Below are 14,857 nucleotides of genomic sequence, written 5' to 3' on the forward strand. Positions count from 1 at the left end.
GTGCGGAGCCCGCGCGGGCGACTACATTCGGACATCGAGGGCAGAGGCCGGAACACGGAGCTGGGCACAGGGCCGGGGGCTGGGGGTTTCATGGCGAAGGACGCACCGCCCCGCTGGGACCGCAGGATGCAGCAGAGGCTGGCCCGCGGTGAGGCGGCGGCGCTCGGCGAGCTGTACGACCGGTTCGCCGCGCTCGTCCACAGCCAGGCGCACCGGATGCTCGACGACGAGGACGCCGCCGGCCTGGTGACCCGCGAGGTCTTCGCCCAGGTCTGGGAGGACCCCGAGGCGTACGACCCGAAGCAGGGCTCGATGCGCTCCTGGGTGGCCCGGCTCACCCACCGCCAGTCCGTGCAGCGGCTGCGGCGGGCGGCCGCCGTCGCCTACGCGGAGGAGCACGGCGAGGGTGCCGTGCCGGACCCGGAGGAGCTGGAGCGGCGGGTGCGCAGCGCCACCTCGGCGGCCCGGGCCGACTACATCGTCTCCTCGATGCCCGCCTCCCTGCGGAAGGCGCTGGAGCTGGCGTACACCCAGCGCCGGGACTACCGGCAGACCGCGGCCGACCTCGGGGTCACCGAGGACGAGGCCCGCCGCCGGCTCCGGCTGGGGCTCCAACTGCTGTCCACGGCCAACACCCGGCCGCTCGAAGGGTCCTCACCACCCGGTTACGGACGCGTCCGGTGAGCGGCGACGGGCGCGAGGGCGGCCGGCGCGACGACGAGGTGCGGGGAGCGCGCCGCATACCGGGCCCGCGCGGCGCGGTGGACGACCTCGACCTGGAGACGGTGGAGCGGCCGGTGCTGCCGCCGCCGGGAGGCTCCGCGCCGGACAAGTCGGTGCCGGAGCAGGGAGTTCCGGAGGAGGGTGCCGCTGCGCCCGAGGTGGGCGCGGCGGACGAGGCCGAGGCCGACGAGGGCGTACCTGAGCCGGATGAACCGTACGAGCCGGAGGAACGGGAGGAGCCCGAGGAACGGGACCGGCCCGAGGAGCCGGACGAGGCCGGGCCGGCCGCCGAGCCGCCCCACGCCGTGACCGCCGACGCCACCGCCTCCGCTTCCGCCCCGGTCCTCTCCCACCGGGTCCTCAAGGCCCTTCTCGGCGCCTGGGCGCTCTCCGCCTGCTCGGCCGAGGAGACCGCCGCCGTCGAGGACCACCTCACCGTGTGCGCGCCCTGTGCGGACGAGGCGCTGCGGCTGCGGGACGCGGTGGGGCTGCTGCACACCGACGGGTCGCTGGACCTGGATCCGGCCCTGCGGACCCGGGTGCTGGACGGCTGCCTGGGGCGCCGCCCGGCCCGCGTCCCGATTCCGGAGTGGGCCACCGCGTACGACGCCGAGACCGCCCGGCTCGACGCACTGCTCCGCGACATCGGGGACTCCGACTGGCACGCGCCGGTGCGGCTCCAGTGGTTCGAGGACGAGCGCGCGGTCACCCGCCGGACCACGGTCGCCGGGGTGATCGGCCACCTGATGGCCGTCGACGGGCTGCTCTCCGCCGCGCTGGGCCTGGACGACCCGCTCGCCGGGACCGGGGCCGTCGGCGGAACCGGGGCCCTCGGTACGGCCGAGGTGAACGCCGGCGCCGAGGTGCCGCTCTCACCGACCCGGCGCACCGAGACGTACTGGGCGGCCACCTACCCGCCCGCCACCCGGGCCGTCCGTGAGCCCTGGCGGGCCCTCACCCACGAGCTGATCCGTACGGCGTCGCTGGCCGGGCGGAACGTGGCCGAGCGCTCCGTCTCGTACGGGGAGTTCGCCCTGCCGCTCCAGGACGCGCTGCTGGACCGGGCCTTCGAGTGCTGGGTGCACGGCACGGACATCGCGGAGGCGGTGGACTACCCGTACAAGCCGCCGTCCGCCGCCCATCTGCACCGGATGATCGACCTGGCCGCCCGGATGCTCCCGGCCGCCCTCGCGGGGCGGCGCGGCGCCGGGCTCGCCGGACCGGCCAGGGAGCTGGTGGCGCCCGGGGCGCCGGGCCGCTCGGTCCATCTGGAGGTCGAGGGGCACGGCGGCGGTGACTGGTACATCGCGCTGGACTCACCGGCCGCCGTCGGCTCACCCGACCGCGCGGTGGCGCAGGTGGCCCTGGACGGGGTGGAGTTCTGCCAGCTGGTCGCGGGCCACATCTCGCCGGTCGAAGCGGCGGCGGGCCAGGAGGGCGACCGCGAGGCCATCCGCGACGTCCTGTTCGCGTCGGCCTCGCTCAGCAGGCTGTAGGCCACGCGCGGCCGACCGGGGCGACTGTGTCCGCGGCCCCGCACCGGCTCCGGGCTCGTACGCTTGCGCGATGCCTCAGAATTCCGGCCCCCAGGGCCCCTCAGAACCGCTGACGACAGAACCGCTGACCACCGACGCGGTGACGCGCATCGTGCTGCGCCCGATCGCCAGCCCGCTGCCGCTGGGCTTCTTCGCCCTCGGCATGGGCAGTGCGGTCCTGTCCTCCCTCCAGCTCGGCTGGGTGCCGGCCGCGCAGAGCAGCATCCTGCTGCTCCTCGTCCTCATCTTCGTCGTCCCGCTCCAGCTCATCGGCGGGCTCTTCGCCTTCCTCGCCCGGGACGCGGGCGCCGGTACGGCGCTGCTCCTGCTCGGTGCCGCCTGGGCCGGGACGAGCGTGACCTCCCTGGACTCCGCGCCCGGCAAGCCGGTGGTGGCCCAGGCCGTCTTCCTGCTGGCGCTCGTCCCGTTCGTGCTGGCGCTCGCCGGGGCGGCGGCGCAGTCGAAGCCCCTGTTCGCCGTCCTGCTCACCCTCACCGCGGTGCGCTTCGCCCTGACGGGCCTCTACGAGGCGGGGCTCGGGAACACCCTCCAGGTCGCCGCGGGCTGGGCCGGTCTCGGCATCGGCGTCTTCGCGCTCTACGGCGGCCTGGCCCTCCTGGTCGAGGACGGCAAACAGCGCACCGTGCTGCCGCTCTTCCGCCGCGGCAAGGCCCGCGAGTCCATCGAGGGCGACCTGCGCGAACAGCTCACCGAGGCCCAGCAGGAGGCGGGCGTCCGCCACCAGCTCTGAGCCAGGGACTAGTTGAAGATCACCGTGCGGCGGCCGTTGAGCAGGATGCGCCGCTCCGCGTGCCACTTCACCGCGCGCGCCAGCGCCTGGCACTCCACGTCCCGGCCGATCGCGACGAGCTGGTCGGGGGTCACGTCGTGGCCGACGCGCTCCACCTCCTGCTCGATGATCGGGCCCTCGTCGAGGTCGGCGGTGACGTAGTGCGCGGTGGCGCCGATCAGCTTCACGCCCCGGGCGTGCGCCTGGTGGTACGGCTTGGCGCCCTTGAAGCTCGGCAGGAACGAGTGGTGGATGTTGATGATCCGGCCGCTCAGCTGCTTGCACAGGTCGTCGGAGAGCACCTGCATGTAGCGGGCGAGGACGACCAGCTCCACGTCCTCCTCGCGGACCAGCTCCAGCAGCTGCGCCTCGGCCTCCGGCTTGTTGTCCTTCGTCACCGGGAGGTGCCGGAAGGGGATGCCGTACGAGGCGGTGAGCTCGGCGAACTCCGTGTGGTTGGAGACGACCGCCGCGATCTCGACGGGCAGCGCCCCCGTACGGGAACGGAACAGCAGGTCGTTGAGGCAGTGGCCGAACTTGCTGACCATCAGCACGATCCGCATCCGCTCCGCGGCCCGGTGGATCTGCCACTCCATCCGGAAGGCCTCCCCGATGGCGGCGAAGCTGGCGCGCAGCTTGTCGACCGTCACGGTGGAGTCCGCCGAGAAGTGCACCCGCATGAAGAACAGACCCGTGTCGTGGTCCCCGAACTGCTGGCTGTCCTCGATGTTGCAGCCGGTCATGAAGAGATAGCTGGAGACGGCGTGCACGATGCCCTGTTTGTCGGGGCAGGAGAGCGTGAGGACGTACTGCTCGGGCAGCGCGGTGTCCGAGACGGCCTGGGGGGCGGTGGGCTGCGGTGCGGTCATCCTCGTAGGGTGCCACAGCCGCCCGAGGTCAGGGGCTCGTGCTCACCATGCGGCCCCGGCGCTCACGCGGCTCTGGTCATGATGCGGATGACGTCCAGCGAGCGCGGCGGGATGTCCGGGTCCTCGGCGTCGTTGGTGGCGAGCATCACATGTGCCTCGCGCGCCGCGCGGACCGCCTCCGGCCAGCCGTGGTGCTCCAGATAGGCGGAGACGGGGGCGTCCGCGCCGACCTGGTGCATGATCCGCAGCACCCGCAGCGCGGCGGTGTCGACGGCGGCCGCCTCGGCGGAGTCCCTGAATATGGTGCCGACGTACTTCTCGGCGGACCAGTTGTCGAGCCAGGTGTCCTCGACCAGGCGGTACACGGCGTCGGTGACGTCCCCGTACCCCTCCCGGCCGGCGAGCCAGCACTCGTGGTGGAAGACGGGGTCGGAGAGCATGTGCAGCGCCGAGCGCACGTTGGTGCGCCAGCGCCACCACGGCATGTCAGTGAGCGGCATGACGCCCATGGTGGAGGAGCGACGGCCGCGACGGGAAGAGTTCTCCGAACCTTGCTGCACGGTGCTCGATCGTACGTTCCTCTCCGCCGGGCCCGCGCGGGCCCCCGTAATTCACCTGGACGTCACCGAGCGTTGAACACGGCACACCATGGCGTTACCCCGGGGGCGGGAGCGTTGCTGAACATGACCGGACGGAGACGCACCGCCTACCCCCGCCCCTTCCAGTTCGTCATCGGCACGGCGGTGGCCGGTGCGCTGCTGCTGTCCGGCTGTGGCGTGCTCCCCGGGGGCTCGGGGGGCTCCGGGGAGCCCGTCACCGTGATGACCTGGGCGCCCGACCAGGTGGACGACGCCGACGCGGTGACCATGCCGGGCGTCCCCGCGATGGCGAAGACGTACGCCCGCTGGATCAACGAGCAGGGCGGCATCGACGGGCGCGAGCTGCGGGTGATCACCTGCGACGAGCGCGACACCGCGGCGGGCGCCGAGCGGTGCGCCCGGCAGGCCGTCGACCGGGAGGTGGCCGCCGTCGTCGGCTCGTACAGCCGGCACGGGCAGAGCGCCATCCCGGTGCTGGAGTCCGGCGGCATCCCGTACATCGGCGGTTACGGCGCCTCCGACGAGGAGTTCCGCAGCTACCTCTCGTACCCGGTCAACGGCGGCCAGTCGGCGCTCCTGGCGGGCCACGGCCGGCAGCTGGCGGGCGGCTGCGAGCGGGTGTCGCTGGTGCGGCCCGACTCGCTCGGCGGCGCCCGGATGCCGCAGCTCCTCAACACCGGGCTGCTGGCCGCCCAGCGGCCCGAGTCCACCGACATCCTGGCCCCGGAGAACGCCACCTCCTACGACGAGCAGGCGGGCCGGGCCCTGAAGCGGCGGGCGGGCGGCGACTGTGTCGCGGCCGTGCTCGGAGCCCGTACGGAGACCTTCTTCGACTCCTTCCGGCGGCTGGAGCCGGAAGGTGAGCGGGTCAGGATCTCCTCCGTGCTCGGCAGCGTCAGCCAGCCGCTCATCGACCGCACGGGCGGCCGCACGAGCCCGTTCGAGGGGGCCTACGTCACCGGCTGGTACCCGGACGCGGGCGACGCCCGCTGGAACGGGATGCGCGAGGTGATCCGGGAGCACGCCTTCGGGGACAACAGCATCGACCCGGACGACACGGGCGTGCAGACCACCTGGATCGCCTACACCGTGCTGAAGGCGGTCGTCGAGGCGATCGACGACGACACCGTCACCGCCAACAAGGTCACCTCCACCCTCAACCGGGGCACCGAGGTCGACACGGGCGGCCTGACCCCGGTGCTCCGCTGGCGCTTCAAGGACCTGCTCGGCACCTCGCCCTACCCGCGCATCGTCAACGCGGACGTGACGTTCCAGGTGGTCCGCGAGGGGCGGCTCACCGCCCAGAAGCAGGGCTTCGTGGATGTCACGGAGGCCCTGTCGGATGCCCGGCGGGCGGTCGGCTGACCACAACCGCCCGTCCGGAGCCTCCTACGGCCCGGTACCAGTCCGGTCCAGTCTGGTCCGGTCAGAGCTCGACCGGGGTGTGCTTGGTCAGGCCGTACTTCCCGGCGATGGCGTTCCACAGCCGGGAGGCCTCCTGCTTGGCCTTGGTCGCGTCGCCGCTCTGCTTGTTGCCCCGGGCCGTCTCGTTGGTCGACCGGGCCTGGCCGCCCTTGCAGACGCTCTTGCTCTTCTTCGCCTGCCGGGCCCAGGTGGCGTAGTGCTCGTCGGCCGCGGCGGAGGCCTTCCACGCCCTGGTGAGCGAGGAGTTCAGCGCCTCGTGCTGCGGCAGCTGGTCCAGAGTGAGCCCCTCCAGCCGGGTCACCAGGTCGCGGCGCTGCTGGGCGGCGCCCTTGAGGTCGGTGTTCGCCTGGTCCAGGTCCTTGCAGGCCCTGATCTTCTCGACCGCGCTGATCACCGCCGCACGGCTGTTGTTGCTGTCGGCGAGCAGCTTGTCCAGCGCCTCGGCCTGCGGCTTCGCGGGGTCGGCCGCCGCCTCCGTGGTGGGAGCGGTGGTGGCCGGTGAACTCTGCGAGGCCACGGGCTGCTTGTCGTCCTTGGCCTGGTCGTCGCCGCCGCTGAGCAGGGCGCCCGCGCCGAGCCCGATGACCGCGCAGCCGACGACGACCGCGGCGATGAGGGGGATGTGGGCGGAGCGCTTGCGGGGGGCCTCGCCGCCGCCGTCGTCGTACGGGGGCGGCGACTGGCTGCCCGGGCCGGGGTACCCGTAGCCGTGCTGGGGCTGCGGCTGGGACGGGGCCTGGGGCGGCTGCTGCTGGTGTTGCTGGTGTTGCTGGTTGTACTGCTGGTGCGGCATCTGCTGGGTGGCGCCCGCGGGCCCCTCCGCACGGAACAGGTTGTCGAACTCCGCCGGCGGCTGCCGGTCGTCCGGCGCACCGGGCGCGCCCGGCCTGATCCCGTACGGGGCTCCGCCGGGCACCGGCGGTATGTACTGCGTGGCGTCCGCGTCGCCGCCGCCGCTGGGGACGGGAGCGATGTACTGCGTGGCGTCGGCGTCACCGCCGGGGACGCCCTGACCGGCCCCGTGACCGGCTTCCGGCGGCAACGGCTGCGCGTACGGCTGGGGCTGGTGGGACTGCTGGGGCTGGTACTGCTGCGACGGGTACTGCTGGTGCTGCTGCTGGTACGGGTCGGAGTGCTGGGGCTGTTGCGGCTGCTGAGACTGCTGGTACGCCCCCGCCCCGCCCTGACCGTACGAGAGGTCGTATCCCGGCGCCTGCCCCTGGCTCTGGCCGTACGGCTGCTGGCCCTGCCCCTGGCCCTGCGCGGGCGGCAACGGCTGTGCCTGCTGCTGCGGGTACCCGTACGCTCCCGGCGCCTGGGCGCCCGGCTGCGCCGGGGCGTCGGACTGCGGCCCCCAGGGCTGGCCCCACGGCTGCCCGCCCGCGGGGACCGCCTGGCCGGCCGGCTGTCCGCCCTGGTCGGCCTGGCCGCCCGTGGGTGCCCCCGGGATCCAGGGGGCACCGCCGTCGGCGGGCAGCACGACACCTTCGTGCGCGGGCCGTCCGGCGGGGAGCTGTTGCTCGCCGCCCTGTCCGCCCTGTCCGCTCTGCGTCACCGGGACTCCTACGTGTGAACCAACGGAATCGTCGGCTCACGCTATCGGGTGGTCGTCCGCCTCCGCCAAGCGCGTGGTCCCCCTCACCACCCCTTCACAGGCCGGGTAACACCCAGCGCCCGCGCAACGCTGTTAACGGCCGCGCCGGCCCTCACGCCGCCTGGAGCTCCAGCCGCTCGCCGAACTCCCGGACCGCGGGCTCCTGCCCGTACGGCGCCAACCGCTGCTGGAGATCGTCGAGATATTCGGCGCCCCGGCTGGAGCGCACCGTCCCGAGCAGCTCCATCGCCCGCGTCCCCGTGTGGCAGGCGCGCTCCACCTCGCGCTGCTGCACCTGGGCCGAGGCGAGCAGGACGAGCCCGATGCCCCGGCGCCTGGCCCGGGTCTCCGGCAGGGCGGCCAGCGCCTCCTTGGCCCGCTTGGCGGCCTCCGGCGCCTGGTTCAGGTCCCGGTGGCAGTGGGCCAGCTCGTCCGCGAGGTACCCGTGGTCGAAGTGGGCGATCCAGTCCGGGTCGTCGCCGCTCTCCGGATCCGCCTGCTCCAGCGCGGCGACCGCCCGCCCCATGACGACCTGGCAGGTCCGGGCGTCCCCGAGCAGCGCGTGGCCCCGGGACTCCGCCGCGTAGAACATCGCCTGGGCGCGGGGGGTGACCCGGCCCCGGGCCCCTTCCTGTGCGGCGCGGGCGAGTTGGGCGATCTCGCGCGGGTTGCCGAGCTGGGCGGCGAGGTGGCTCATCGACGCGGCGAGCACATAGCCGCCGTACGCGCGGTCCCCGGCGGCCTGGGCGAGGCGCAGCGCCTGGATGTAGTAGCGCTGGGCGAGGCCGGGCTGACCGGTGTCGACCGCCATGTAGCCGCCGAGTTCGGTGAGGCGGGCGACGGCGGCGAACAGCTCGCGGCCGACCTGTTCGCGGTACGCCCCCGAAAGCAGGCCGGAGACCACGCTGTTGAGGTAGTGCACGAGGACCGGTCGGACATGGCCGCTGCCGAAGCGGTGGTCGAGATCGGTGAGGGCGGTCGTCATCGCCTGCACCGCCGCCACGTCCGCCATCCCGACGCGGGCCCCGGCGATCCGTTCGACCTGGGGGTCCTTGCCGGAGATCAGCCAGTCTCGGCTGGGCTCGACGAGGGCGGAGGCGGCGACGGCGGAGCCGGTGAGCAGATCGCGGCGGCCGACGTCGCTGCGCCAGAGCTCGCAGACCTGCTCGATCGCCCCGGCGACGGTCGGCGCGTACTGGAGGCCCACGCCGGAGGCCAGGTTCTTGCCGTTGGCCATGCCGATCTCGTCGATCGTGACCGTACGGCCCAGCTTGCGGCCGATCGCCTCGGCGATGATGCCCGGGGCCCGGCCCCGGGGTTGCTGTCCGCGCAGCCAGCGGGCCACGGACGTCTTGTCGTACCGCAGATCGAGGCCGCGCTCGGCCCCGACCATGTTGACGCGGCGCGCGAGGCCCGCGTTGGAACAGGCGGCTTCCTGGATGAGCGTCTGGAGCCGTTCGTTGGGCTGGCGGGCTACGAGAGGCCTTGCTGCCATATTTCCCCCTGGAACAGTCTGAAAATACCCGGATACGCAGATACACGGATACACGGTGATCGATGGAAGGATCACTGCCCGTCACCCGCACAAGAAATGCGCATATTCCATCGGCATTCGGTACGGGCATGGCGAGTTGCCCGGCCCTGCTGGGCTCTACCCGTCCTCCGCTCCACGGCTTCACGCGCGCCCCCGTCCGTGCACCGATGCGCCCCGCGTGCGGAATCGATGCACCGTGACCGGCTCGCGCGCGCCCGTAACCCCGAGTGAGGCTGGGAGTTGAGCTGGGCGTGGAAGAGCCCATCGGAGTCACGGAAGCCGCACAGGTCCCTCAGCAGCGGGGCGAGCACCTGCTCGACGCCGCGGTGCGGTACGCGGAAGAGCGCCACTGGGACGTGTTCCCCGGCACCTGGCTGGAGGCGGTGGAGGGCAGGGAGCGCTGCTCCTGCGGCGCGGCGGCCTGCCCGCTGCCCGGCGCCCACGCGGACCGGCCCGACTGGGCGGGCCAGGCGACCGGCAGCGGGGCGGCGGCCCGGCGCATGTGGTCGAAGCAGCCGCGCGCCTCGGTGCTCCTGCCGACCGGCCGCACCTTCGACGCGCTGGAGGTCCCGGAGTCGGCGGGGTTCCTGGCGCTGGCCCGGATGGAGCGGATGGACCTCACGCTCGGGCCGGTCACCTGCACCCCGGACCGCCGGATGCTCTTCTTCGTGCTGCCGGGCGGTGCGGGCAAGGCCTCCGAACTGGTGCGCGCGCTCGGCTGGAACGCGGAGGCGATCGACCTGACCGGCCGCGGCGAGGGCCACTACATCGCCGCGCCGCCCACCCGGGTCGGTGGCCGCGGGGCCGTGCAGTGGGCCCGTAAGCCCACCCACGTCAACCGGTGGCTGCCCGATGTGGACGAGCTGATCAGCCCGCTGGCGTACGCCTGCGCCCGCGAGGCGGCGGACGCCCGCACCCGCGCTTCCTAGGGGCGGGCAGGGCCGGGAGGGGTCTTTCGTAGGGTGGTCCCCATCTAGCGGGGATATCGAAAGGCTGTGCCATGCCGGACCAGGCAGATGCACGTGACATGACAGGCGCAGACGTGACGGCGGGCGGGGCGCGGACCGCGCCCCCCGCCGTGCGTGTACAGGGGCTGTGGAAGCGGTTCGGGGAACAGGTCGCCGTCTCGGGGATCGATCTGGAGCTGCCGGCCGGAAAGTTCATCGGTCTGGTGGGGCCCAACGGGGCGGGCAAGACGACGACGCTCTCCATGGTCACCGGGCTGATGCGGCCCGACATGGGGAAGATCGAGGTCGCGGGCCACGACGTGTGGACGGACCCGGTCGCCGTGAAGTCCCGGATCGGGGTGCTGCCCGAGGGACTGCGGCTGTTCGAGCGGCTGTCTGGGCGCGAACTGCTGGCTTACAACGGGCGGTTGCGCGGGCTGCCGGGCGACGAGGTCGACAAGCGGGCCGCCCAGCTCCTCGACGTACTGGATCTCGCGGGCTCGCAGCACAAGCTGGTCGTCGACTACTCGACCGGTATGCGGAAGAAGATCGGGCTCGCCGCCGCCCTCCTGCACAACCCCGAAGTGCTCTTCCTGGACGAGCCGTTCGAGGGCGTCGACCCGGTCTCGGCCCAGACGATCCGGGGGGTGCTGGAGCGCTACACCCGGTCCGGGGCGACCGTGGTCTTCTCCAGCCATGTGATGGAGCTCGTCGAGTCGCTCTGCGACTGGGTGGCCGTGATGGCGGCGGGCCGCATCAAGGCGCAGGGCACGCTGGAAGAGGTACGCGGCGACGCCCCGTCGTTGCAGAACGCTTTCCTCGAACTGGTCGGCGCGGGCGGCCGGGACACCAGCGGCGACTCGCTCGACTGGCTGGGCGGCACCCGATGAGCGTGCTGGACGCCCCCGTCACCGCCGCCGCCCCGGCCGCGCCGACGACAGGCCTGACCCCCATCTTCGTACGGCTCAAGCTGACGCTCCTGCGCAACGGGCTGCGGCAGTCGTCCGGGCGCAAGGCGGCGTACATCGCCTCCCTCGTCTTCACGCTGATGCTGGCGGCGGGCCAGGTCCTCGGGCTCGTCCTGCTGCGCGGGAACGCCCAGGCCGGCACGGTCGTGGTGCTGCTGACGGCCGTCGTGGCGCTCGGCTGGGCGGTGCTGCCGCTCTTCTTCCCCAGCGGCGACGACACCCTCGACCCGACCCGGCTGGTGATGCTGCCGCTGCGGCCGCAGCCGCTGGTCCGGGCGCTGCTGGTCTCCTCGATGATCGGCATCGGGCCGCTGTTCACCCTTTGCCTGGCGGTCGGCTCGGTCCTCGCGCTGGCGCACGGACCGGCGGGTGTGCTGTTCGCGGTGGTCGCGGTCCCGCTGACGCTGCTGCTGTGCGTGGCGCTGTCGCGGGCCGTCGCCACCGCCAACGTACGGCTGCTCAACTCCCGCAAGGGCCGCGACCTGGCGGTGCTGAGCGGGCTGGTGATCGCGGTGGGCATCCAGTTCGTCAACTTCGGCGCCCAGCGGCTCGGCGAGGCCGGCGGGCTTTCCACGCTGGAGCCGGCCGGGAACGTGGCCCGCTGGCTGCCCGGTGCCTCGGCGATAGCGGCGGTGGACGCGGCGTCGCGGGGGTCGTACGGGGTAGCGGCCGCGCAACTGCTGGTCACGGTGGCGGCCCTGGTGGCGCTGGTGTGGCTGTGGCAGCGGGGGCTGGTGAAGCTGATGACCGCGCCGGACGGGTCGACCCTGACGGCCGCCGCGGAACCGACCCGCAAGGAGTCCGGCCGCACGGGTCTCTCCGCGCTGCTGCCGGAGGGCCGTACGGCCACGGTCGTGCACCGCAGCCTGCTCTACATCGCCCGGGACCCCAAGACCAAGGCGGCCTGGGTGACGGCGCTGGCGATCGGCGCGATCGTGCCGCTGATCAACGCGTTGCAGGGCACCGGCTCGATCTACTTCGCCTGCTTCGCCGCCGGGATGCTCGGCATGCAGATGTACAACCAGTTCGGCCAGGACACCTCCGCCTTCTGGATGGTCGCCCTGACGATCTCCTCCACCCGGGACGCGTACGTCGAACTGCGGGCGCGGGCGCTGGCCCTGCTGCTGATCACGCTCCCGTACACGGTGGTGGTCTGCGTGGCGACGGCGGCGCTGCTCGGCAGCTGGCAGGCGCTGCCGGGGGTGCTGGGCATCTCCTTCGCCCTACTGGGCGCGATGCTGGCGATCGGGGCGGTGGCCTCGGCGCAGTTCCCGTACTCGATCCCGCAGGAGGGCGCGTTCAAGAACGTGGCCCCCGGGCAGGGCGGGCTGGCGTGGATCTCGATCCTCGGCGGCATGCTGGCCGCGCCGGTGCTGGCCGGACCGGTGATCGGGCTGACGGTGTGGCTGCACGTCGCGGACCACCAGGACGCGCTGTGGCTGGTGATCCCGGCGGGCGCGGTGTTCGGGGCGCTCCTCGGGTGGGCGGGGCTGCGCATCGCGGCACCGCGCACGGCGAACCGGCTGCCGGAGATCCTGACGGCGGTCAGCAAGGGCTGAGCACTGCCCGGCGCGGTGCTTACGGGGCGACCGGCTCCCGGTCGCCCCGGGTGTCCTCCGTGAGCTGTTCCAGGAACGGCTCCACGGCCGCCCGCCACCCCTCCGGCCGGTCGTAGTGGACGAGGTGTCCGGCGTCCGCCACCTCCGCGTACTGGCCGCGGGGCAGGACGCGCACCATCTCCTGCGCCTCGGCCCGCCCCAGCTCCCCGTCGAGCCCGCGCAGCACCAGGGCGGGGCACCGCACCTGGGCCAGCTCCTCCCAGTGCGCGTCGTAGACCCAGGTGGCGCGGGAGCGGAGCATCTGGCTGCGGGAGAAGACCGGGCGCCAGCCGTCCTCCGTCTCCGCCATCACCTCGGCGAAGAACGCGCCGCGCGAGGGGTTCGGCCGCTCCACCCAGGGGTCGTCCTCGCCGAACCACTTCCGTACGTCGGCGAGGGTGGCGAAGGGCAGCGGCCAGGACGCGAACCAGTCGCTCCACTCGCGCTGCGAGGCCGCCCCGAGGGCGGAGGCCCGCATATCGCAGATGACGACGGCCCGGACCAGGTCGGGGCGCTTGGCGGCGAGCTGCCAGCCGGTGAGCGCTCCCATGGCGTGGCCGACGACGGTGACGGGCCCGAGGTCGAGCTGTTCGATCGCGGCCTCGGCGTCGGCGACGTACGCGTCGCGGGTGTACGGGCCGTCGGCCGGCTTGGCGCTGCGGCCGTGGCCGCGCTGGTCGAGACCGACCGCGCGGTACCGCTCGGAGAGCCAGCGGGCGGTGGGCGCCCAGTGGGAGGCCCGGCCCATCAGCCCGTGCAGCAGTAAGACCCCGGGGGCCCGGTCCGCACCGGCGCTGTCCGCCCCCGCGCTGTCCGATCCCGCACGCTCCTTGGGCGGATCCGCGAACTCCCACGCCGCGAGGCGTACGCCGTCGGATCCGGTCACATCGATGCGCCGCACCATGGTCCTGGCACCCCCTTCTGGTCCTCGATCACCGCGTGGTGGCGTCGCCAGACTATCGAACTCTTATTCGAAAACAGGGATCCGCCGCTCAACACCCCACGTTCGAGTGACATGCGACGAGGATTGCCGTCGGCCGCCCTGGGGAGATCTCCAACGGGAGGCGGACCGCTCGGGGACAGGGGTCCGTGGGGAACGACCTTGAGAGCTCGGGGCTCCAGGTCGACCAAGGGGAGGACCGACCCCGGCGCCTTCGGGCGCCGGGGTCGACCCTTGTCCACCTTCGTGTCCACCTGGTTCACGACAACGATGGCAGAGCACGGAGCGGCCGCCGCCAGACCATCCCTGACCAGGGCATCTCGGACCATGGCAGCCACCGATCGGCGTGCATGCCGGTAAGACGGGCGCATTCCCTGCTCCCTCCCCGACCGTGCCCGACCGCATCCGGCCCGGCACCCTCAGGTCATATGCCTGGCCTCAGCCTGGCACGCGATCGCCCCGCGCGCTGCGATTCCGCCCGAACCAGCCCGGCCGCACCCACTCCAGCCCGTCCGGGCCAACTCCCAGCCCGTCCGGCGTTTGAGGACGGAACCCTGGCGGTGGTGACCGGCGCCCCGACCGGGCCCCGGGGATGCGGGCCAAAGACGCCAACGGCGTCAGCGCTTGGCCACGAACACGTGCGAAGCAACCTCAGAGTCCAGCTCCGCCGCCTCCCCGCTGGACCCGACCAGCACCCCGCCCGGCGACTCCGTCACGCTGACCACGGACCCGGGCTGAACCCCGGCCCGCCGCAGCGTGTACATCAGCTGGGCGTCCGTCTGGATCGGCTCCCCGATCCGTCGCACGACCACGGTCTTGCCCTCCGCGCCCGGGTCGAGCTCGGCCAGGCTCACCATGGAGGCGTCCAGGAACGGGTCGGCCTCCGCCTTCTCGCCCAGCTCTTCCAGGCCCGGGATCGGATTCCCGTACGGAGACTCCGTCGGGTGCCGCAGCAGCTCCAGCACCCGCCGCTCCACGGCCTCGCTCATCACGTGCTCCCAGCGACAGGCCTCGGCGTGGACCTGCTCCCACTCCAGGCCGATCACGTCGACCAGCAGGCACTCGGCGAGCCGGTGCTTGCGCATGACGCGGGTGGCCAGGCGGCGGCCCTCCTCGGTCAGCTCCAGATGGCGGTCCCCCGCGACCTGGACCAGCCCGTCGCGCTCCATGCGAGCCACCGTCTGGCTGACGGTCGGACCGCTCTGGTCCAGCCGTTCAGCGATACGGGCGCGCATGGGGACCACGCCTTCCTCTTCCAGTTCGAGGATGGTGCGGAGATACATCTCCGTGGTGTCGATCAGTCCGGACATTCGTGCCCCTCGATGCTGTGACTAG

The 14,857-nt window shown here is 73.1% G+C and carries 13 protein-coding genes; 7 read left to right on the forward strand and 6 right to left on the reverse strand.

All coding sequences use genetic code 11. The features are described 5' to 3' along the window. The first annotated feature begins 90 nt into the window (after positions 1 to 90). The 3 genes from R2B67_RS14440 (at position 91) to R2B67_RS14450 (ending at position 3,009) form a co-directional block, all read left to right on the forward strand. Positions 91 to 684: an RNA polymerase sigma factor gene (locus R2B67_RS14440; protein WP_317818305.1), complete on the forward strand. Its 594-nt coding sequence runs from the start codon at positions 91 to 93 to the stop codon at positions 682 to 684. Next, complete coding sequence (locus R2B67_RS14445) at positions 681 to 2,219, forward strand: zf-HC2 domain-containing protein (protein ID WP_317818306.1); 1,539 nt, start codon at positions 681 to 683, stop codon at positions 2,217 to 2,219. The genes R2B67_RS14440 and R2B67_RS14445 overlap by 4 nt, the downstream gene beginning before the upstream one ends. Before the next feature lie 70 nt (positions 2,220 to 2,289). Then, complete coding sequence (locus tag R2B67_RS14450) at positions 2,290 to 3,009, forward strand: GPR1/FUN34/YaaH family transporter (RefSeq protein ID WP_317818307.1); 720 nt, start codon at positions 2,290 to 2,292, stop codon at positions 3,007 to 3,009. Between the two features lie 8 nt (positions 3,010 to 3,017). Here the strand turns inward: R2B67_RS14450 and purU are convergent, their stop codons facing one another. Both purU and R2B67_RS14460 read right to left on the reverse strand, forming a co-directional pair. Beyond that, positions 3,018 to 3,917 (reverse strand): formyltetrahydrofolate deformylase, encoded by a 900-nt coding sequence (gene purU, locus R2B67_RS14455; RefSeq protein ID WP_317818308.1) that lies wholly within the window; start codon positions 3,915 to 3,917, stop codon positions 3,018 to 3,020. Positions 3,918 to 3,979: 62 nt separating this feature from the next. After that, entirely contained in the window at positions 3,980 to 4,426 is a 447-nt protein-coding gene (locus R2B67_RS14460; RefSeq protein WP_018510773.1) for an SCO4402 family protein, read from the reverse strand. Between the two features lie 174 nt (positions 4,427 to 4,600). Here R2B67_RS14460 and R2B67_RS14465 point away from each other — a divergent pair, with 174 nt between their 5' ends. Continuing rightward, on the forward strand, positions 4,601 to 5,881 hold the full coding sequence (locus R2B67_RS14465) for an ABC transporter substrate-binding protein (protein WP_317818309.1): 1,281 nt from the start codon (positions 4,601 to 4,603) through the stop codon (positions 5,879 to 5,881). A gap of 61 nt (positions 5,882 to 5,942) precedes the next feature. Here the strand turns inward: R2B67_RS14465 and R2B67_RS14470 are convergent, their stop codons facing one another. Together R2B67_RS14470 and R2B67_RS14475 are read right to left on the reverse strand one after the other, a co-directional pair. Then, entirely contained in the window at positions 5,943 to 7,496 is a 1,554-nt protein-coding gene (locus R2B67_RS14470) for a hypothetical protein (protein WP_317818310.1), read from the reverse strand. Between the two features lie 151 nt (positions 7,497 to 7,647). Further along, entirely contained in the window at positions 7,648 to 9,030 is a 1,383-nt protein-coding gene (locus R2B67_RS14475) for an NsdA family TPR-like regulatory protein (protein WP_317818311.1), read from the reverse strand. Between the two features lie 290 nt (positions 9,031 to 9,320). Between R2B67_RS14475 and R2B67_RS14480 the strand changes: the two genes are divergently transcribed. From R2B67_RS14480 to R2B67_RS14490, 3 genes are all read left to right on the forward strand, one after another. After that, complete coding sequence (locus tag R2B67_RS14480; protein WP_202591462.1) at positions 9,321 to 9,998, forward strand: bifunctional DNA primase/polymerase; 678 nt, start codon at positions 9,321 to 9,323, stop codon at positions 9,996 to 9,998. A gap of 71 nt (positions 9,999 to 10,069) precedes the next feature. Next, positions 10,070 to 10,906 (forward strand): ABC transporter ATP-binding protein, encoded by an 837-nt coding sequence (locus R2B67_RS14485; protein ID WP_317818313.1) that lies wholly within the window; start codon positions 10,070 to 10,072, stop codon positions 10,904 to 10,906. Beyond that, complete coding sequence (locus R2B67_RS14490; RefSeq protein WP_317818314.1) at positions 10,903 to 12,543, forward strand: transporter; 1,641 nt, start codon at positions 10,903 to 10,905, stop codon at positions 12,541 to 12,543. Before R2B67_RS14485 ends, R2B67_RS14490 begins: the two co-directional genes overlap by 4 nt. A 19-nt stretch (positions 12,544 to 12,562) precedes the next feature. Here R2B67_RS14490 and R2B67_RS14495 read toward each other — a convergent pair whose 3' ends face one another. Then, a complete protein-coding gene (locus R2B67_RS14495; protein WP_317818315.1) occupies positions 12,563 to 13,486 on the reverse strand; it encodes an alpha/beta fold hydrolase in 924 nt (307 codons plus the stop codon). A gap of 653 nt (positions 13,487 to 14,139) precedes the next feature. Beyond that, positions 14,140 to 14,832, reverse strand: a complete 693-nt coding sequence (locus R2B67_RS14500; protein WP_007454123.1) for an iron-dependent transcriptional repressor DtxR — start codon at positions 14,830 to 14,832, stop codon at positions 14,140 to 14,142. Positions 14,833 to 14,857: the final 25 nt, after the last annotated feature.

It is taken from the genome of Streptomyces cyaneofuscatus, assembly GCF_033109485.1.
Lineage (GTDB): Bacteria > Actinomycetota > Actinomycetes > Streptomycetales > Streptomycetaceae > Streptomyces > Streptomyces cyaneofuscatus.

Bases quoted from the DNA above. Each gene is read 5' to 3' on its own strand.
- R2B67_RS14485 (WP_317818313.1), top strand. From the start codon at position 10,070: ATGCCGGACCAGGCAGATGCACGTGACATGACAGGCGCAGACGTGACG.
- R2B67_RS14440 (WP_317818305.1), top strand. From the start codon at position 91: ATGGCGAAGGACGCACCGCCCCGCTGGGACCGCAGGATGCAGCAGAGG.
- R2B67_RS14450 (WP_317818307.1), top strand. From the start codon at position 2,290: ATGCCTCAGAATTCCGGCCCCCAGGGCCCCTCAGAACCGCTGACGACA.
- R2B67_RS14500 (WP_007454123.1), bottom strand. From the start codon at position 14,832: ATGTCCGGACTGATCGACACCACGGAGATGTATCTCCGCACCATCCTC.
- R2B67_RS14460 (WP_018510773.1), bottom strand. From the start codon at position 4,426: ATGGGCGTCATGCCGCTCACTGACATGCCGTGGTGGCGCTGGCGCACC.
- R2B67_RS14475 (WP_317818311.1), bottom strand. From the start codon at position 9,030: ATGGCAGCAAGGCCTCTCGTAGCCCGCCAGCCCAACGAACGGCTCCAG.
- purU (WP_317818308.1), bottom strand. From the start codon at position 3,917: ATGACCGCACCGCAGCCCACCGCCCCCCAGGCCGTCTCGGACACCGCG.
- R2B67_RS14465 (WP_317818309.1), top strand. From the start codon at position 4,601: ATGACCGGACGGAGACGCACCGCCTACCCCCGCCCCTTCCAGTTCGTC.
- R2B67_RS14495 (WP_317818315.1), bottom strand. From the start codon at position 13,486: ATGGTGCGGCGCATCGATGTGACCGGATCCGACGGCGTACGCCTCGCG.
- R2B67_RS14490 (WP_317818314.1), top strand. From the start codon at position 10,903: ATGAGCGTGCTGGACGCCCCCGTCACCGCCGCCGCCCCGGCCGCGCCG.